Genomic DNA, 16,572 nt, shown 5'->3' on the forward strand with positions numbered 1-16,572 from the left:
CCATAGGGTCTAAAGCCTTGTTCCGCAACGGTTTGGTCCTGGAACACTTGCAAAAAATTCTGTTCCAAGGTGGCTTTTGAAGTGTTCCAGGTGTAACATTTGAATGTTACAAGGATAGCCAATGTTACAGGCCCGTGGGTGAATGTTACAGGGGCAAGTGTTCCAGTCAATCGGAAATGTTACGAACAAAAGCCCGCTGCCGCCCGTAGGGGTGTTCTGGGGGCATCTTGCCCTTTTTCTCCCATCCCGGCAAGCTGCTGAGAATGCTGTTGATACGGCGGGCCTCCGTCTGGGTCATGTCCTCTGGGCGCTTGCCCAGGGCCTCCACCCAGACCTCAGCGGCACATACCCGGCGGCGCTCCGTGGCGGGTGGGAGGTCACCCTGGGCCACTCCGGCCCAGTAGATATTACGCCGCTGGATGGGCCACTCATCCCAGTCAACGGGCACAGGCCGCTCCACAAATTCCTTGATAGTGGCCTCCCAGGGGTCCGCCTCCCGGTATTCCTCCTGCTCCCGTTTCGCCTCCTGCTGGAGCTCATAGGTGTCCAAGTAGATGGCCTCTCCCAGTTGGTCATAGTGGACAGCTTCCGCCCAGATTTGGTCACGCTCCAGGGGCAGGTCTTTGGGCACGTCCTTGAGCCGGAGCTGTTCGTCCGTCCGCAGGGGCCAGAACCGCCGCCCGCCGGTGATGTCGGACAGGAAATAGCTGGAGTTGGTGGTGCCGAACATGACGCATTGCCGGGGATATTCGTTGACATACCGGCCATATGCGGCCCGGTAGCGGTCCGCCGTCTTGCTCAGAAACGCCTTGACGGCGGCGACCTCAGACCGGCGCATAGCCTCCAGCTCCGAAACCTCCATAAGCCACACGCCCCGCAACGCCTCCATGGCGTCCTTGCCCTCAAAGGTACGGATGCTGTCAGAGAACCACTTGCCCGCCATCATGTGCAGGATGGTGGACTTATAGCCGCCCTGGGGGCCGGACAGGATGAGCATATTGTCAAACTTGATGCCGGGGTGCCGGATGCGCCGCACAGCGGCCACAAAGGCCTTGCGGGTGACCGCCCTGGTGTATGGGGTGTCCTTTACTCCCAGGTAGTCAATAAAGAGGGTGTCCAGCCGGGGCTCCCCGTCCCATTCCAGCCCGTTCAGATAGTTCTTGATGGGGTGGTAGGTGTTCTGGGCGGCGCAGGCTGTAAAGGCGGTGTCAATCAGATTGGGGGCGTTAAAGCCCAGGATTTTCTCCACCGCAAGGTTGAGCTCGGCCCGGTCGGCGTCCGTCCACTCATGGGGGGATTTGTAGGTCTTGTCCGGGTCATACTGCCAGGGCAGGCGGGCACGGGCGATAATTTGATTGTGGAACGTGTCCAGCTCAATGCGGCCACGGATGGCGGGCCACTCGTCCAGTACGGTCCGCACGTTCTCCAGGGTCTTGAGGGGTAGCCCCGTTTTGGGGTGGAGCTTTAAGCCGGTCATTGTCATGCTCTCACCCCCGGCCCCAGGTATGGGTGGCCAGCCAGCCCTCTTTCTGCTGGTCCTCATAGCGCTCCACCAGCTCCTCCAGGTCAACGGTGATGGGCAGCTTGTCCGGCTTGCCGATTTCGATGGCGGTATAGCCCCGCCGGTCCAGCATCCGCTCCACCAGCTCATTGGAGCTCTGTCCCACCAGGGAGGCCGCTTGGAGCATTTCCTTGGTGACGGGGACGGTGACGGCCTCCTCCTTGCCGGTGCGGTGGTCATGGGCCAGGACTGGGAACACCCGGACGTTGATGGTGATTTCGTTTTTCATGATTATGTACCCCTTTCTTTGTTAGGCTCCCGCCCTGTTCTGCTCCTGGGCCCGGACCCACTCCGCCAGGCCAGCACGGGAGATGCGGACCCGCTGCCCGATGCGCACGGTGGGGAAGTCCGCCCGGTGGGTGAGGGTGTAGACGTTCTTGGTGCAGATACCCAACTCCTTGGCGGCCTCCGCCACGCTCAGTGTCAAGCGGCCCTCCGTGCTGACGTGGGCCTCCGGCGGGACCGGCGGGGGCGGAACGATCTCCGACAGGGAGAAAGACGTGTACCCCTTGCCAATAAGGGCCCGTCCGGGGTCATCGCTCTCCATGGTGAACGTCTGGCCGGTGGATAACTCAACTTTCCATTTTCTCATGATTAAACCTCCTTAGTGATTGATAGGGGGGTGATCTCCCGCCGCACGGTCTGGTTGTTTTCGTAGATGGGGCCGGTGCCGGTCCATTCATAGTCACACTCAGGGCCGATGAGGACGCCGGTCAGCTTGTGGGTGGCCTCGCTGTTGGTAGGGGCCCACACAATGAGGTTGAGTTTTTCACGGGTGACCTTGTGACGGACGCCAACGCTCCATTTATGCTCGTACACGGTTCAGTCCTCCTTGATGATGTCAGACCCCAGAGCCAGGGCCAGCGGGCGGGACAATTTGACCGTTTTGCTTTTTCTCATTGGTCAAACCTCCTCTTTGATGATGCTGGGGCCCAAAACCTGGACCAGCTTGTGGGCGGTGTCAGGGGAGCACGCTTTCCCACCCCGGATGGCGGAGAGGGTTGCCCGGCTCACGCCGGACAGCTCCGCCAACTTCTTTTGGTTGATGTCCTTGCGGGCCAGAGCCGCCGCAAAGGCTACTCGGTCAATTCGCATTTGTTTCACCTCCATCCTTAGCTTTTGTTCAAGAGGAATTATATCATGAGCATACGTTAAAGTCAATACGGAAATTTAGCTTTTGTTAAATTTATTTCTTGCGCTTTTCGCCTGAGTGTGTTATGCTATCCGTGGAGGTGATTACATGACCACGGGCCAGCGCATAAAAGCGGCCAGGAAAAAAGCGGGCGTAACACAAGAGGAATTAGGAAAGAAATTGGGGGTTTCACCGTCTTTTGTGGCTCAGTATGAAACAGGAAAACGCAACCCCAAAATTGAAACACTCCAGAATCTTGCAAATGCTTTGGGCGTGCCCGTCTATGAATTAATTGACAGTGATGACTTAAAGCGGGCCGTCATTTATGGAGAGGGGCTTGATGATGATTCCAGCGGTGGCCCTCCAAATGTTGTGTTGCATGAGGAGCCCATAGACAAAACAGAGGTGGAGGTGCATGAGCTCCCCGCCCAAGAACTGGATGCGTTGCTGGAAAAGCTCCAGGACGGTGAGCCCCTGCTACTCAGCCCGGATGAGTTGGCCAAACTAAAAGCCACCTCAAAAGAGCAGGTTGCCGCTGCCTTGGATAAATTACCGTCATCTATACCAGCGGCGCACGGCGCTGGGCACGCTTTCTACTGCCATCCCTCCTTGCATCCAGAATTAGAAGCTCTATTCCAAAAAAGCCAAGACGGCACTATCACGGCGGATGAATTGGCGCAGCGGGATGTGTTGATGGCCATCGTTCGGAATCTTGAGGGGTATGACCCATCACAGCATGAATTTTTTGAAAATTTACGCAATTATAGGGACGCTGTTGGCCTGTCCAGAAATAAATTGGCAGATAAAACAGGCATTTCAGCCGCAAAAATTAGAGACTATGAGGACCGTAGCAAAGTAGCTTTTGTTACAGATTCAGACCTGCAAAAGCTTGCCCACTTTTTTTGTGTGGACCCAATTAAATTCAAGGGCCGTTCCGTGACACAAGAGTGGATGACAGATACACATTCCCAAAATTGCTTGCGGCGAGTAAATGATGTTTGGGGAAAACTCAACACTTTAGGCCATGAGAAGTTGGCGGAGCGTGCTGAGGAATTAGTGGAGATACCTCGCTATCAGGCCCCAGAGCCCCCACAGGACACGCCAGCGCCGCAGGAGGGTACAGATACCACCCCGCCCGCAGATGGCCCAGAGGGCCGCATAACGTCCATTACCACATTTTGTCCGATTTGCGGAATGATGCTGAGGGGTGACCCTTCAACTGGCAAGGCCTATTGCCGTAGTTGTAACCGCACATTCCCCCTTCCGGCCTCTCGCTCACGCAATAAATAAGCCTCAAAAAATGCCCAGGCCTGTTAAATCAGCGGAATAAAATCGACCATGGGCAACAAAAAGGCCGCTCCACATGGGAGCGGCACGCAACCGCATATAATAGCAGCAGGAAAACAAGGAGGAAAATATGGAGTTACTAATCAAGCTGACATGGGACCCGGAGGCCCGTGTGTGGATTGCGGAGAGTGACGATGTTCCCGGCCTGGTGCTGGAATCCGGCTCTTTTGATGCCCTTATAGAGCGGGTGCGTTTCACGGTTCCTGAACTGCTGGAGCTCAATGGCACAGCCCCGGCCCCTGTCCAGCTCCGTATGGTATCGGAGCGCTGTGAAAGGCTGGCCATGTAATGGCTGAGTACGAAAAAGAAGTACGGGCAGAGCTGTCCAAACACGGCTGCACTTTTGTCCGACACGGCAAAGGCGATCATGACATTTGGTACAGCCCTATCACTGGACGGCACTTCACCGTGGATGGGAAAATCAAATCCCGCCACACCGCCAACGCCATTATGAAACAGAGCGGCCTCAACCACCGCTTTCGCTGAAAAAAAAAGAACCGCCCAGGGGCTGCAACCCCTGAGCGGCGAAAATGCACAAAAATACCAGGTCAGCTAAACAAGGCACCCTTGCGCCCTCTCAGTGTATCACAGGAGGGCCATGGTGTCAACCAGCAGAAAGGAGCACATCATGGCGAAAAGAGCCGCAAAAGGAGCGGGGAGCATCCACAAGCGCACATACACCCGCAACGGAAAGCAATACACCTATTGGGAGGCCCGTGTCACCACAGGCCGGGACCCTCTCACCGGCAAACAGGTCCAGCGCACATTTTCCGGCAAGACGCAAAAGGAAGTGCTGGAGAAAATGCAGGCCGTGGCCGTAGAGGTTAGCCGGGGCACCTACGTCCCACCCTGTAAAATGACCGTGGGGGAATGGCTGGACATCTGGCAGCGGGAATATCTGGGCAACGCCAAGTATAACACGGTCCGCATTTATGAGAATAACATCCGCCTCCACATCAAGCCTGTCCTGGGAGCCGTCCGCCTGGACCAGCTCCACCCCCACACGGTCCAGGCATTTATCAATCGGCTGGATGGGCTTTCTCCTCAGTCTGTGCGCATGGTCTACCAGGTGTTGAGGACGGCGCTGGAAAAGGCCGTTGACCTGGAGTATATACCTAAAAACCCCGCCGCAAAGTGTACCCCGCCTAAAAAGGCGCAAAAGGAAATCAAACCCCTGGACGATACCCAGGCTGCCGCTCTGCTGGCCGCCGCAAAGGGGACTGAGCTGGAGCACATCGTCACCGTGGCGTTGTTCACTGGGATGCGCATTTCTGAGCTGCTGGGCCTAACCTGGGACAGCGTGGACATGGAGCGGGGCACCATCACGATTGACAAGCAGCTCTCCCACTTCAACGCTCAGAAAACCGCCCTTTTCACCACGCCGAAAAGCGGCAAGCCCAGAACCCTCACCCCGGCCCCGGCTGTCATGCAGGAGCTCAAGGCACAGCGCCGCCGCCAGCTTGAGATGCAACTCCGGGCCGGTCCTGAGTGGGACAATCCCCACGGGCTGGTGTTCACCAACGCCACGGGCCGGAACCTGTTCACACAGTATGTGAATAACCATTTCCGGGCATTGGCGGAGGCCGCTGGCCTGGAGGGGGTGCGTTTTCACGATTTACGCCACACCTATACAGTGAACGCCATCCGGGCGGGGGATGATATAAAGACCATCCAGTGCAATTTGGGGCACGCTACCGCCGCCTTTACCTTGGACAAATACGGCCACCTCACTGACAGCATGAGGCAGGACAGCGCCGCCCGCATGGAGGATTTTATCAAGGATGTGCTGGAACTGTGATAAAGCGGAAATAAGCGGAAAACCATAGAAAAAGGCCGCCAAACCTGTTGATTTCAATGGGTTTGGCGGCCTCTTGCGTCATGCCGGTCATGTCGATTTTGACCTCCGCCGCGGTGAAACGGTTGATGGCGTCACGCTCCGCAATGTCCCGCAGGTATTCCAGCTCCTCACCGCTCACCTCCAGGGACTTGGCCATGCTGCCGGTGTTCCCGGCAATATCGGAGATGTCGCTGCCCATGCCGTCCATTGCAAAGCTGTCTGTGCTGGCGGGATAGCTCCCGCCATATTTCTCCATGAGGTCATCCATACTGCCGGGGGTGTAGCCCATGCTGTCAAAAAATCCGCCCACTTTGTCCGTGATACCATCGCCCCAGGCCGCTCCCGCCTGGAAAGCGTCCGCCGCCCAATTATCGGACCAGGCGCTCCCCCATGCGTCCCCGATGCTCTCATACTCCTTGACGCTGCCGTAGGCCTCGGCGGATTTGGCGGCAAACTCATCCGCCTGGGCGCTGATGCCGGAGTAGTCGAACTCCACAAAGGGCAGCTTATTGAGGGCGGCGCAGATACCCTCCACCACCGTCAAGGCGGTGGACAAGAGGCCATACCACCAGCCCTGCACATTGGCAATGGTATTGTGGAAAGCCGTTTCAACGTTGGAGCAACAGGCGAAAAATACAGCAGCGATGCCAGCGCCCACGTTGCAAATGAATTGCCAGACAACATTGAGCACGCCCATAAATGTGCCGAAAACGGATGTACTCTTTGCGCCGAAAACGTCAAGGTATCGGATGACGCCCACCACAGCGGCGATAAGGGCAATAACGCCAATCACCACCCAAGTGATGGGACAGGCCAGCAGGGCGGCGTTTAGGCCAAGCTGTGCCCCCTCGGCGGTTTTGGTTGCTGCCGCCTCCGCAAGTGATGCCCCGGCTTTTATGGCGGAATGGGCGGCGGCCACGGTTTTCAAGCCGTTGGAAACGGCCTCCAGGGCATTGTGGACCATCTGGGCCCCATTGACCGCCAGCAGCACGGTGCCATAGGCCCCCAGGGCCGCCACAACGCCCCAGACAATGGGCTCTATCCAGCTCCAGTTATCGGACACGGCGGAGCCAAACGCCGCGGCCCCGCCCACCAGGTTGGTGAGCAATGTGACGCCAAAGCCCAGCACCGTGGCCAGGCCCATGGCGGCGGTGTTGATTTGCGGGAGGTTGCCTTGTACGGTTCGCACAAGGTTCAAAAATGCTGGGTAGATACCGGCTCCCACGTTTTCCTGAACATCTCCAAGAGCGTTGTTGAGTTGAGTAACAAGGCCCAGGGGCGTGTTGCTCATAGCCTCATACAGTCCGGCCCAGCCCTCATCAATGACACCTTGAATGACGGCGGCGGCCTGCATCTCCCCGCTCAAGTCCGCATATTCAGCGCCCAAAGTGTCTATAATCTGCTGTTCTGTTGCAGTGCCCTCAATGATGGCCTTTTGAGCGTCCGAAAATTCAAAGCCCTTTTTGGTCATGGCGTCATAGGAGCCGGACATGATTTTACCAATGCCGGTGGCGTAGTCTACCATTGCGGCGGCGTCCAGCGCCTCCCCGTTTGACATACCGGCAGCGTAATTCGTCAAGGTGTCCATCATGGACAGGATGGCGGTGGTGTCGGAGAAATAAGTGGCCAGCTCTGCCGCCCCCGCAATCATCGCCTCATCCCCATACATTCCTTGGCTTTGAATGTCCGCTGCCTTTTGCACGATGGCGTCATAAGCGGTCAGGGCCTGGGAATTATCCGCCTGGACCACCAGCTCCGCCTCCAGGGTGTTGCCGGTGACCTCAGCGGCAAAGGTGTCATAATTGTCCAAAGCCCCGGCGGTGTTGAGGGTCAGGTCATTCTCCAGCTCATTGCCGCTCACCTCATTGGTCAGGGCCTCATAGCTGTCCATGGCTCCCATATTCTCCAGCACCGTGCGGAGCTGCACTTGGGCATTGATTTGGGTGTTGGCGGCGTCCATGGACGTTGTGGCAAGGTTCTTGATGGCGGACAGGCTCATATAAGCCCCCACCAGGGACACCACTTTTGTGACCATCCCGTCCATAGCGGAGGCCCCACGGTTGATGCTATCGTTTAGCCGTTCTTCCTCCTGAGCGGCCCGGCGGTAGTTGTCGGCCATATCATCCACCGCCCGGCTTGCGTCCGCAAGCTGGGCTCTGGCGGCCTCAATGTTGGCCACATCCACGGCGCTGCCGGAGGCACGCTGGACCATCTCAAAAGAGGACAGAGTGGTGTCCAGGTCGGACGTGATTTTTTTCAGCACCACGCTCATGCCGTCATTGAGGACCATTTGGGATTTGATAGTTGCCATTGGCTCACCACCTTTGAGAGAAAAGCCCCCGCCCGGCTGGACGGGGGCCCGGTATTATCGGCGGCGGCCCCGTTTGGCCGCCTTTGCTTTCAGCTCCGCCTCTTTTTTCTTTTCGCTTTCCGCACGGACCTCTATGGAGGCGATGACAAAGGCCCGCTCTTTGATGGGCAAGTCAAGGAATTTGGACGGCTCCCAGCCAAACTTTTGCAGACAGAAATGGGCAAAGTTGGCCTCCGGGTCACCGCCCAAAATCAGTTTTTTGCCTCATCCACCAAATCAGCATCATTCTTAAAGCCGTTGATGCGGAAAACCTCCGTAACATAATCGTCAAACTCACCGCCGATGAGCATAGCACCCACCAGGTCCTCCGGCTTGGTCACACCCCAGCTGTCCTGGAGGGCGGCGTCATTGAGGTCCGGGAACACGGTGCACGCCGCCGCCACCTTGGCCTGAAAGCCATAGGTGTTAAGCTGGGCGGTGAATTGGTTTTTCTTGCCCGGCACCGGCACCTGCCGGATGCACCCGGAGCGGATGCGGGCGTACTCATCGGCGGAGATGCAGCGGATTTCCCACTCCACCGGCTTGCCGTCCTCCCCCACAAAGCGGGGGGAGGGGGCAAAGCTGGCGTTTTTGATTTCCGCCACGTTGGGGCGCATAAATGCGGACAGGCTCTTACTCATGGTGTTTTTCCTCCTTGTAGTCATGCCGCCCTATCACATATAGGACGGGTTGGTGTATTTCTCAGGACGGCTAAAGCTATCGCAAAAGCCCTCAATGGACTGTTCGATAAAGTCGCCCTCAGCGTTGAACATGGACAGCAGCACGTCCCCGTCCAGCACGCAATCATTATAGATTTTCGTGCTCCGGCCCACGCTGCTGGCCTGGTCATCGTTGGAGGTCTGGATGGTGAAAGTGGGCATCACGCCGGTGCGGATAAACTGCTCAATCACGTCATCGAAAATCTCCGTGCACTTGTAGATGGTCATGGAAAAGGCCAGGACCACCGTGTCAGCCTTGTGGCCGATGACGATATTGCCCAGCCGGGGGACCTCCTTGGTGTTGACCTGGGCCTTGCCCTCAAAGTCCTTGGCCATCAGCATGGAGTAGCGTCTGCCGTCAATCGTGACAAAGCACTCCGCACGGTGGGCGCTTACAGCGTCCTTGGCGTTCATCATAGCTCCGTCAGGCATTTATTTCTCCTCCTTTACTGGATAATCACGCTCATGTAGAGCTGGGCCATAGCGTTGATGATGTTGAGGCCATTGACGGTGACCAGCACGGCCTTTTTCTTGTCACCCTGCTCACAGCTCACGGTGTCCGGGTCAAAGTTCTCCACCGCCCGGATGTCCTCAAGCTGCTTGATGTAGTGGGTGATGTCACCCCACAGGGCGGACCGCCCGGAGGCATCATTGGGCACGGTGCCCAGGTAGCGCTCATTGAACAGCACCGCCACGTCATTGGCGATTTGGTCACACACCCGCATGGTCTGATTGCTCTGGAAAACCTCCCCCTTGGTATCGGAGAGGGTCAGCAGGGTGTTGATGTCCTCCAGGACACGGGTGAGGCCGTTGACGTTGTGGAACATGAATTTACCCGCCTTGAGGGCCGCCGTGAGCTCCGCCTGCTTATAGTCCGTGTTCAGGGTGAGCTCCCCGTCATACTTGGCATTGGTCAGGGACTTGTTGACGGCCACGCCAGCATGGGCCCCGGTGGCCCAGTAAACCACAGCGTGCTCCTCCACATCCATGGAGGGGTGGGTGGCGCTGTTCCACACGCCGATGACGCCCTCATAGTCCACCGTGGAGGGTTTCCACGCAATGAGTTGGAATTTTGCGCCCACCTCATCCCGGACCCGCTGGCAGTAGGCGGCGTAGAGCTTGACGATGATGGGGTCAGCCGCCGGGCAGCACATGGCGTTAAAGGCATAGGCCTCAATCTTGTCCAAAAATGCCTGGTGGCTGTCCCCGGTGATGTTCGCCACGTCCTCCCCGCCGGTCAGGGGTGCCCCCGCCGTAGCCTCCAGCGTGAGGTCTTTCTTGAAGTCCACATAGTCATTGCCGGTCAGATCCTCCGCCTTGGTCACCGTCTGGAGGTCCACCTGGATGCCATCCAGATAGGTGCCAACGTCAAAGGCATCCGGGTCATCCACGTTGACCGCAATGACGATGGAGAGGTCATTGCCCCGGACGCCGGGGTACTTGGCGGTGGCCAGCGCACAGGCCGCCTTTTTGGCTCCCAGCCCCAGCCGGTAGCAGTAGACGGTGGTGGCGTGTAGGAAAATCTCCCGCAGGGCCAGCATCTTGGGGTGGTCATAGGAGTAACCGAAAATGGCCTTGCTGTTTTTCTGAAATTCCCCGGAGGTAACAGCGAAAACCTCATTTTCCGGGCCCCAGCTCAGGACAAAGGGGGCCGCCGCATATCCACGGTCGGACAGTGTGGCGGAGGCCTTTGCAACGCTGGAAAAGTTGATATAGCTGCCCGGCAGGACCTTGTTCTGGACCAGCCAGGTGCCGCCTCCCAGTGCCATTATTTCACCGCTCCTTTCATGAATTTGTTGATGAGCGCATCCACCTCAGCCAAGGTGTAGGACTTGCCGCTCTCCAGCAGGACGCTCACCAGGTCCCGCCGGGCGGCGTAGCGCTGGGAGCTCATGACCTGCTCCCTGGTGTAAACGGCCTCCGGCGCAGTTCTGGCCGGAGCCGCCGCAGTTTCATTTTTTGCCATAGGGTCATCCCTCCTGTTCGATTTTTAGGGTTTCCATCATGATGTGCTCCTGGGGAACACGGACAAAATGGTCATAGGTGGCAAGCACATGGAGCACCCCGCCGGTGATGGTCCACTCGCAGCTTGTAGCGTGCACCACATCCCCCTCCGGGGTGGTGATGCTCCCCAGGACCGCCGTGAGCCGGTCCGCCACGGCGTAGCACTCCGCATTGCCCCGCTTGGGGTAATAAATCACGTCCAGCGTGGGGCTCCGCCGGTAGCGGGACCCCACCTCCTGGGCGTGGCTGGCGGTGGGCATCGTGACATTGAAGTCACCAGGCTTGAGCCCCTGCTTGACCTCACCGCCGTGGACCTGAACGGGGGCAGGAAAAGCGGCGTGGACCGCAAGGCTCACGCCGTCAAAAATGCTGTTAAAACTGATTTCAGACACGGAACACCTCCCGCAAAAGCGCCTCCAGCTTTTTCTCAATGAGCGCCGGGGCCAGCGCCCTCAAGTCCTGCTCTGATAGGGTGAGGAAATACTGCCCGGCCACCCATCCCTTGCCGCCGGGCGTGCGGTGGCCAAACTCCACATAGCTGGCATAATGGACGAGGTTGATGACTTCCACAAGGTAGCTGCCGCCCTGCTTTTTGATGGGCAGGGCTTGGGCATAGGCCTTGGCGTTGCTGTTCCCGCCACGGCTGGCGGCCTCCTGCTCCGTTCGGGCCGTCCAGCCCCGGCGCAGGGTGCCGCCTTTTTTGCCGCTGGGGGTCACCCGCTTGGTGTAGACATCGCCCTTTTTGTGATGCTTGCTGTCCCGCTTGGCGGTTACCTTGACCTCGGTCTTGTAGTTGCCCACAGGGGTGGCCGGTATCACCAGGGCCAGCAGACGGGCCGCCAGCTCCTTGGACACGTCCCGGCAGAAATTCTCCAGGTCAGCGCTTTGGAGCCGGTCCAGGTTTTCCCGGAGCTTTTGGAGCTGCCTATAATCGCAGTTGCCCCATCTGGCCATTAGGCCCACCCCTCCCACAGCTCAAGCGGCACCTCCTGGTGGACGGTGTAGACCGCCGGGGTGCCGCTCCGCTCATAGTCACGGGTGACCTTGTTCTGTGTCACGGTGATTTTTGACCCCTCCGGGATGTCCACGGAGGGGTCAATGTAGAGCGTAACGGTTTGGACTGTCTTGGCGGCCTCCTCAGAGGGCTCCGTGGCGGTGACAGTCTTGTGGGAGATGCGGCAGGCCGCCCCCTCCACAAGCACCCGCTCAACGGGCTCCGTGCGGCCATTGGCCTCATTCAGCACACCCTCCCGCACGGTGACGGTGGCCTTGCCGGTCCAAAGGCGCTGGACCGCTGCCTTGTAGCGTTCAAGCGTCACCATTTCAACCTCCGAAAAGCCCCCAGGATTTTCTCCGATGGGTGGACCATGCCGTCCAGGGTGGCCAAAAAGCGCCCCTCCGGGCTGGAAACGCCGTGTCAGCGCCAATGATAAAATGAAAGAAAACGCCGAGGAAAAAATGTAGTTTTGTGGCGGAGAGGAGGGAAAAAAGATAGACTCCCAATCAGGGCGAAAAAGAGCCCGGAAAGGGAGTCAGGAAATGAAAGGAGCACAGTGGATGGATATCCGAAGCGACAGACAAAAAGGCCTGAGCTATGTGGAGCTGGGCCGGAAGTACCACATGGACCCACGAACAGCAAAGCGGTACGCGGAATCGCCGCAGAAGCCGGAGTACACATTGAGCGAGCCCAAGCCCACAAAGATGGACCCGTACAAGCAGATCGTGGACGAGTGGCTGGAAGAGGCGCCGTATTCAGCGCTGCGGATCCTGGAGAAGCTGCGGGAGATGGGGTTTGACGGAGGTTACAGTATTGTCAAGGCGTATGTGAGCAGCCGGAAGATGGACTTGAATGAGAAAGCAACGGTGCGGTTTGAGACGATGCCGGGGAAGCAGGGGCAGATGGACTGGGGATTTTTCGAGGATCACCTGGTGTACGAGGATGGGAAGTGGAAAAAGCTGTACTGTTTTCTCATGATTCTGGGATATTCGCGGATGCGGTACATCGAATTTGTCACAGATATGAGCACAAACACGTTGATACGGTGCCATCAGAACGCGTTTCGGTATTTCGGAGGCTACCCGGAGGAGATTCTGTATGACAATATGAAGCAGGTAGTCATCAAGCGGCTGCTGAAGCAGGAGGATTCCACGCTAAACCGGCAGTTTGAGGACTTCGCGGGCTTCTATGGATTCAAGCCCATTCTGTGCCGGCCATATCGGGGTCAGACGAAGGGGAAAGTAGAGCGGACGGTGCAGTTTGTCAGAGATAATTTTATGGTGGGGATCCAGTACAACAGTCTGGCGGACTTGAACGGACAGGCCCTGGCCTGGTGCAATAAGGTCAATGGGAAAGTCCACGCCACCACCAACGAAATTCCCTTTGAGAGGTTGAAAAAAGAGAGACTGAGTCCTCTTACCCGTGAGTACATCATCGACAAAATCAACCTGAGGCGAGTACAAAAAGACTGCCTCATCTCGTACGCCGGCAATCAGTACTCCGTGCCAGCGGAGTATATCGGCAAAGATGTGGCAGTCGTGGCCCTCGACAGCATGTTAGCAGCATATTACGAGGGAAAGCAGATCGCTCTGCACCGAATATCGTATCAGAGAAAGGACATGGTTGTCAATCCTCAGCACTATAGAAGGCTTACGCTGAAACAGACGATGGATGCAGAAAATGTTCTGCTGGAACAGGACAAAGTAATAGATTTTCCCTTGAAACCATCGGATTTGTCCAGATATGACGAGGTGCTGTATGAGTGAATTTACCATGGACAGGCTGAGGGAAAACCTGGAAGCCCTTAAGATGAAAAACACTCTGGAGATTCTGGACAATTACCTGGAACGGGCGGTGGCGGACAAGCTCAACATTGTGGAGGTTTTGGATCACATTTTCTTAGAAGAAGCCAAATCCAAGCGGAGACGGGCCTATGAGAAGCAGATCCAGATGTCCGGCTTCCCCATTAAGAAGACCCTGGACGACTTCGATTTCTCTTTCCAGCCCTCCATCGACAAGCGCCAGATCGACGAACTGGCCACCATGCGCTTCCTGGAAAACGGGGAGAATGTGGTCTTCCTTGGCCCGCCCGGCGTGGGCAAGACCCATCTGGCCTCCGCTCTGGGCCTTGTGGCGGCACAGCATCGCTTTTCCACCTACTACATCAACTGCCATCAGCTTATTGAGCAGCTCAAGAAGGCCCATTTTGAGAACCGTCTGCCGGACAAGCTCAAGGTTCTCGCCAAGTACAGGATGCTTATCATCGACGAGATCGGCTACCTCCCCATGGACATCCAGGGCGCAAACCTGTTCTTCCAGTTGATTGCCAGAAGGTATGAAAAGACGTCCACCGTCTTTACCTCCAACAAGACCTTCTCCCAGTGGAACGAGGTCTTTGCCAACGTCACCATCGCCTCCGCCATCCTGGACCGTGTCCTGCATCACTGCACCGTTATCAACATCAAGGGCGAGTCTTACCGCCTGAAAGAACGCAAGGAATTTATGCGCCAGAAGCAGCAAATCGTGAACACTCTTTTTGAGCAAGGCAACTGCTGATTTTGTTACCCACCACCGCCGAAAAATGACAAAATTTCTTCGGCGTTTTCTTGCAATTTCATATCGGCGTTGACAGCCATGGATGTACTTCTCTACCAGCTCCAGCTCACGGGTAAAGCGGGATTGGGTCTTGCAGCGAACGATGTCAAAGCGGTGGGCCTTGGCGTCCTCCAGCAAGCGGTTAAATTCGGGCCGTCTGCGGTCTGAGCCTGTGTAATCATCATCACTATAAAGGTTATAAACTTCCCACCCCTGTTCCATCGCGTATTGCAGCAGCATGGCTTTTTGGTTCTCAATGCCAGGGCTACAATCCATTGAGTAGACATGGTAATAGCTTTTTCTGCCCTCCTGCCGGTTTTCATAGAGCCGACATTCCCCCATAACGGCGGCAACCTCGTCCGGCACTTCCACAAATGTGTCGGTGGTATAGAGCGGGTAATAGTGCTTACGTAAATTGATGATTGCCATGCCGCCCTCACTTTTCTTGGGGGTGGTCTGCGTAGTAGCGGCGGAGATTGCACAGGCCACGGCGGATGGCGAGGCAAACATTGCTGTTGTGGACGCACTCGCGGTCTGCGATCTGCTGCTGGGTCAGCCCGCCCAGGTAGTAGGCACAGAGGCGGCGGGCCTGGGTGAGAGTAGCATAGACCAGGGCCTCCCGCAAGGCAGCGGCCAGCCGGTCACGCTCGGCCCGTTCCTCCGCCAGCATGACAAGCTGCTCCGGGGACGGGCTGTGTTCCAGGGCATAGTTCTCCGTCCAGTCGTAAGCGTCCAGGGAGTAGAACGCCCGGTGATACTGCTTGCGGCGCTCATAGTTCCGCATTTCCCGGATAGACTGGCACAGCACGTCAAAGACTTCCTCGCTGACCTCCACCAGCTTGTCCTGCTGACAGTGGGGGTAATGGAGCCGCAGGTTGATGATTTTCATATAGCCTCCTAAATGACGGGAGGGACAAACAGCCAAAACTGCTTGTCCCTCCCAGTGATGGAGCAAACGCCCTTCACATGGTAGCCACTTAGGGGGGCAATCATTAGTATGTTTTCCCAAAGAAATTGAAAAACTTTTTGCGAACGCCCGTGATGCTCTGGCAAACGGAAACTTTGGAGCAGCCGCACATCTCGGCAATCTCCGCATAACTAAAATCATGCAGGGCATAGAGCGAAAACCGCTCCCGCTGGGTGGGTGTGCAGAGCGCCAGCACCGCTGACGCTCACGGTAGAGTTTCTGATTGTTCCGCTTGGCCTGTTCCAGATAGTCGGCAACCTCGGCGCTGACCTCGACAGACAAAAACCGCCCATTGATTTTGATGGTAATTTCCATCGTCCTTTCCTTTGTTCAAATTTTTGGGGCCTGAACGGAGGGGGCGGGGAGCGGCAGCGAGGCCGGTGTTGCTGGCCTGGGTATAGAAAAGCGCCCGGACAGTGCAAGACTGTTCGGGCACCGGGGACGACATTATGAGTCGTCAGAAAATGACTATTTTCGCAATCTTGGGTGGAGTGCGCCGCTGCGGGGGTCAGGCTTTTTTTGACAAGCTCCTATCTATCTGTAATCGCATAGCGGCATTCTCTTATATGTCGAGAAAGCAAATAGAAAGGCGGCAGCTTTAATAAACCGCCGCAGAAAATAAGCCCTAAATGGATAGAGCTTCTGTTATTCGCTGAAATTACCCTTCATCATCCGATGGAGCAGAATAATGATTCTGCACTGCTGCCGGAAGCTCGTCATACTGCACCTCGCTCCAATCCAGGACGCCCCGGACCGGCATGACGGTCAGACGGATAAAGGCCCCCTCCCGAAGTTCTCTGGATGTCCCGAAGGTGATCTCTTTTTCGCTCCCGTTTTCGTCATAGGACAGCAGCGTGTAGGAATAGGGCAGGTTGCCTTTGAAGTTAATGACGCCTCCGTTAGAATCCACCTGTTCCACCTTGGTGTTGTCGATCTGGGCGTAATACTCGGCGCTGCCGGAGCCGGAGAGAAACCATGCGCAAAAGCCGACCAGACCAATGAGAAAGACAGCAACGACGCCTATTATGATTTTCAATTTTTTCTTCATATTGTTTGACACCCC

The 16,572-nt window shown here is 56.8% G+C and carries 23 protein-coding genes and 1 pseudogene; 6 read left to right on the plus strand and 18 right to left on the minus strand.

Features of this window, described 5'->3' with window-relative positions; all coding sequences use genetic code 11:
- Window positions 1-166: 166 nt before the first annotated feature.
- The 5 genes from VV088_RS10575 to VV088_RS10595 form a co-directional block, all read right to left on the minus strand.
- Entirely contained in the window at window positions 167-1,483 is a 1,317-nt protein-coding gene (locus VV088_RS10575; protein ID WP_334600642.1) for a virulence-associated E family protein, read from the minus strand.
- A gap of 4 nt (window positions 1,484-1,487) precedes the next feature.
- Window positions 1,488-1,790 (minus strand): hypothetical protein, encoded by a 303-nt coding sequence (locus tag VV088_RS10580; RefSeq protein ID WP_334600643.1) that lies wholly within the window; start codon window positions 1,788-1,790, stop codon window positions 1,488-1,490.
- A gap of 21 nt (window positions 1,791-1,811) precedes the next feature.
- Window positions 1,812-2,153, minus strand: coding sequence for a helix-turn-helix domain-containing protein (locus VV088_RS10585; protein ID WP_334600644.1), 342 nt, complete (start codon window positions 2,151-2,153; stop codon window positions 1,812-1,814).
- 2 nt (window positions 2,154-2,155) lie between these two features.
- Window positions 2,156-2,380, minus strand: coding sequence for a hypothetical protein (locus tag VV088_RS10590; protein ID WP_334600646.1), 225 nt, complete (start codon window positions 2,378-2,380; stop codon window positions 2,156-2,158).
- A gap of 84 nt (window positions 2,381-2,464) precedes the next feature.
- Entirely contained in the window at window positions 2,465-2,656 is a 192-nt protein-coding gene (locus tag VV088_RS10595) for a helix-turn-helix transcriptional regulator (protein WP_334600647.1), read from the minus strand.
- A 145-nt stretch (window positions 2,657-2,801) separates the two neighbouring features.
- Between VV088_RS10595 and VV088_RS10600 the strand changes: the two genes are divergently transcribed.
- From VV088_RS10600 to VV088_RS10615, 4 genes are all read left to right on the plus strand, one after another.
- Entirely contained in the window at window positions 2,802-3,983 is a 1,182-nt protein-coding gene (locus VV088_RS10600; protein ID WP_334600648.1) for a helix-turn-helix transcriptional regulator, read from the plus strand.
- Window positions 3,984-4,110: 127 nt separating this feature from the next.
- Window positions 4,111-4,329 (plus strand): DUF1902 domain-containing protein, encoded by a 219-nt coding sequence (locus VV088_RS10605; RefSeq protein WP_334600650.1) that lies wholly within the window; start codon window positions 4,111-4,113, stop codon window positions 4,327-4,329.
- Window positions 4,329-4,526, plus strand: a complete 198-nt coding sequence (locus VV088_RS10610; protein WP_334600651.1) for a type II toxin-antitoxin system HicA family toxin — start codon at window positions 4,329-4,331, stop codon at window positions 4,524-4,526. The genes VV088_RS10605 and VV088_RS10610 overlap by 1 nt, the downstream gene beginning before the upstream one ends.
- A gap of 142 nt (window positions 4,527-4,668) precedes the next feature.
- Window positions 4,669-5,838, plus strand: coding sequence for a tyrosine-type recombinase/integrase (locus tag VV088_RS10615; protein ID WP_334600652.1), 1,170 nt, complete (start codon window positions 4,669-4,671; stop codon window positions 5,836-5,838).
- Here VV088_RS10615 and VV088_RS10620 read toward each other — a convergent pair.
- From VV088_RS10620 to VV088_RS10660, 9 genes are read right to left on the minus strand one after another with little or no spacing between them, the layout of a single operon-like run.
- Window positions 5,816-8,188 carry a hypothetical protein gene (locus VV088_RS10620; RefSeq protein ID WP_334600653.1) on the minus strand — a complete coding sequence of 791 codons (2,373 nt, stop codon included), beginning with the start codon at window positions 8,186-8,188 and terminating at the stop codon, window positions 5,816-5,818. The genes VV088_RS10615 and VV088_RS10620 overlap by 23 nt on opposite strands.
- Before the next feature lie 54 nt (window positions 8,189-8,242).
- Window positions 8,243-8,437, minus strand: coding sequence for a hypothetical protein (locus VV088_RS10625; protein WP_334600654.1), 195 nt, complete (start codon window positions 8,435-8,437; stop codon window positions 8,243-8,245).
- Between the two features lie 2 nt (window positions 8,438-8,439).
- Complete coding sequence (locus VV088_RS10630; protein ID WP_334600655.1) at window positions 8,440-8,868, minus strand: phage tail assembly chaperone; 429 nt, start codon at window positions 8,866-8,868, stop codon at window positions 8,440-8,442.
- A 33-nt stretch (window positions 8,869-8,901) separates the two neighbouring features.
- A complete protein-coding gene (locus VV088_RS10635; protein ID WP_325220131.1) occupies window positions 8,902-9,378 on the minus strand; it encodes a phage tail tube protein in 477 nt (158 codons plus the stop codon).
- Window positions 9,379-9,392: 14 nt separating this feature from the next.
- The gene (locus tag VV088_RS10640) at window positions 9,393-10,715 is read right to left on the minus strand and encodes a phage tail sheath family protein (protein ID WP_160233030.1); all 1,323 of its coding nucleotides are present in this window, start codon (window positions 10,713-10,715) and stop codon (window positions 9,393-9,395) included.
- Complete coding sequence (locus VV088_RS10645) at window positions 10,715-10,912, minus strand: hypothetical protein (RefSeq protein WP_160233029.1); 198 nt, start codon at window positions 10,910-10,912, stop codon at window positions 10,715-10,717. The genes VV088_RS10640 and VV088_RS10645 overlap by 1 nt, the downstream gene beginning before the upstream one ends.
- A 4-nt stretch (window positions 10,913-10,916) precedes the next feature.
- Window positions 10,917-11,342, minus strand: coding sequence for a phage tail terminator family protein (locus tag VV088_RS10650; protein ID WP_334600657.1), 426 nt, complete (start codon window positions 11,340-11,342; stop codon window positions 10,917-10,919).
- Window positions 11,335-11,904 (minus strand): HK97 gp10 family phage protein, encoded by a 570-nt coding sequence (locus VV088_RS10655; protein WP_334600658.1) that lies wholly within the window; start codon window positions 11,902-11,904, stop codon window positions 11,335-11,337. The genes VV088_RS10650 and VV088_RS10655 overlap by 8 nt, the downstream gene beginning before the upstream one ends.
- Entirely contained in the window at window positions 11,904-12,272 is a 369-nt protein-coding gene (locus VV088_RS10660) for a hypothetical protein (protein ID WP_160233026.1), read from the minus strand. Before VV088_RS10660 ends, VV088_RS10655 begins: the two co-directional genes overlap by 1 nt.
- Before the next feature lie 217 nt (window positions 12,273-12,489).
- On the opposite strand from VV088_RS10660, the gene istA reads away from it, so the two are divergent.
- A complete protein-coding gene (gene istA / locus VV088_RS10665) occupies window positions 12,490-13,713 on the plus strand; it encodes an IS21 family transposase (RefSeq protein WP_334599300.1) in 1,224 nt (407 codons plus the stop codon).
- A complete protein-coding gene (gene istB / locus VV088_RS10670; RefSeq protein WP_334599301.1) occupies window positions 13,706-14,503 on the plus strand; it encodes an IS21-like element helper ATPase IstB in 798 nt (265 codons plus the stop codon). Before istA ends, istB begins: the two co-directional genes overlap by 8 nt.
- Before the next feature lie 75 nt (window positions 14,504-14,578).
- Here the strand turns inward: istB and VV088_RS22765 are convergent.
- From VV088_RS22765 to VV088_RS10690, 4 genes and pseudogenes are all read right to left on the minus strand, one after another.
- A pseudogene (locus VV088_RS22765) lies at window positions 14,579-15,052 on the minus strand (recombinase family protein); the annotation flags it as partial.
- A complete protein-coding gene (locus tag VV088_RS10680; RefSeq protein WP_334600659.1) occupies window positions 14,979-15,431 on the minus strand; it encodes an RNA polymerase subunit sigma-24 in 453 nt (150 codons plus the stop codon). The gene VV088_RS10680 and the pseudogene VV088_RS22765, both read right to left, overlap by 74 nt.
- 103 nt (window positions 15,432-15,534) lie before the next feature.
- Window positions 15,535-15,705, minus strand: coding sequence for a sigma factor-like helix-turn-helix DNA-binding protein (locus VV088_RS22770; RefSeq protein WP_442913143.1), 171 nt, complete (start codon window positions 15,703-15,705; stop codon window positions 15,535-15,537).
- A 462-nt stretch (window positions 15,706-16,167) separates the two neighbouring features.
- Window positions 16,168-16,557 carry a YxeA family protein gene (locus VV088_RS10690; protein WP_334600660.1) on the minus strand — a complete coding sequence of 130 codons (390 nt, stop codon included), beginning with the start codon at window positions 16,555-16,557 and terminating at the stop codon, window positions 16,168-16,170.
- Between the last annotated feature and the right edge of the window lie 15 nt (window positions 16,558-16,572).

It is taken from the genome of Lawsonibacter sp. JLR.KK007 (assembly GCF_036941135.1).
Classification (GTDB): Bacteria; Bacillota; Clostridia; order Oscillospirales; family Oscillospiraceae; genus Lawsonibacter.

Coding starts and splice junctions, on each gene's coding strand:
- VV088_RS10575 (WP_334600642.1), bottom strand. CDS start 1,483: ATGACAATGACCGGCTTAAAGCTCCACCCCAAAACGGGGCTACCCCTC.
- VV088_RS10580 (WP_334600643.1), bottom strand. CDS start 1,790: ATGAAAAACGAAATCACCATCAACGTCCGGGTGTTCCCAGTCCTGGCC.
- VV088_RS10585 (WP_334600644.1), bottom strand. CDS start 2,153: ATGAGAAAATGGAAAGTTGAGTTATCCACCGGCCAGACGTTCACCATG.
- VV088_RS10595 (WP_334600647.1), bottom strand. CDS start 2,656: ATGCGAATTGACCGAGTAGCCTTTGCGGCGGCTCTGGCCCGCAAGGAC.
- VV088_RS10600 (WP_334600648.1), top strand. CDS start 2,802: ATGACCACGGGCCAGCGCATAAAAGCGGCCAGGAAAAAAGCGGGCGTA.
- VV088_RS10605 (WP_334600650.1), top strand. CDS start 4,111: ATGGAGTTACTAATCAAGCTGACATGGGACCCGGAGGCCCGTGTGTGG.
- VV088_RS10610 (WP_334600651.1), top strand. CDS start 4,329: ATGGCTGAGTACGAAAAAGAAGTACGGGCAGAGCTGTCCAAACACGGC.
- VV088_RS10615 (WP_334600652.1), top strand. CDS start 4,669: ATGGCGAAAAGAGCCGCAAAAGGAGCGGGGAGCATCCACAAGCGCACA.
- VV088_RS10620 (WP_334600653.1), bottom strand. CDS start 8,188: ATGGCAACTATCAAATCCCAAATGGTCCTCAATGACGGCATGAGCGTG.
- VV088_RS10630 (WP_334600655.1), bottom strand. CDS start 8,868: ATGAGTAAGAGCCTGTCCGCATTTATGCGCCCCAACGTGGCGGAAATC.
- VV088_RS10635 (WP_325220131.1), bottom strand. CDS start 9,378: ATGCCTGACGGAGCTATGATGAACGCCAAGGACGCTGTAAGCGCCCAC.
- VV088_RS10640 (WP_160233030.1), bottom strand. CDS start 10,715: ATGGCACTGGGAGGCGGCACCTGGCTGGTCCAGAACAAGGTCCTGCCG.
- VV088_RS10645 (WP_160233029.1), bottom strand. CDS start 10,912: ATGGCAAAAAATGAAACTGCGGCGGCTCCGGCCAGAACTGCGCCGGAG.
- VV088_RS10655 (WP_334600658.1), bottom strand. CDS start 11,904: ATGGCCAGATGGGGCAACTGCGATTATAGGCAGCTCCAAAAGCTCCGG.
- VV088_RS10660 (WP_160233026.1), bottom strand. CDS start 12,272: ATGGTGACGCTTGAACGCTACAAGGCAGCGGTCCAGCGCCTTTGGACC.
- istA (WP_334599300.1), top strand. CDS start 12,490: ATGAAAGGAGCACAGTGGATGGATATCCGAAGCGACAGACAAAAAGGC.
- istB (WP_334599301.1), top strand. CDS start 13,706: ATGAGTGAATTTACCATGGACAGGCTGAGGGAAAACCTGGAAGCCCTT.
- VV088_RS10680 (WP_334600659.1), bottom strand. CDS start 15,431: ATGAAAATCATCAACCTGCGGCTCCATTACCCCCACTGTCAGCAGGAC.
- VV088_RS10690 (WP_334600660.1), bottom strand. CDS start 16,557: ATGAAGAAAAAATTGAAAATCATAATAGGCGTCGTTGCTGTCTTTCTC.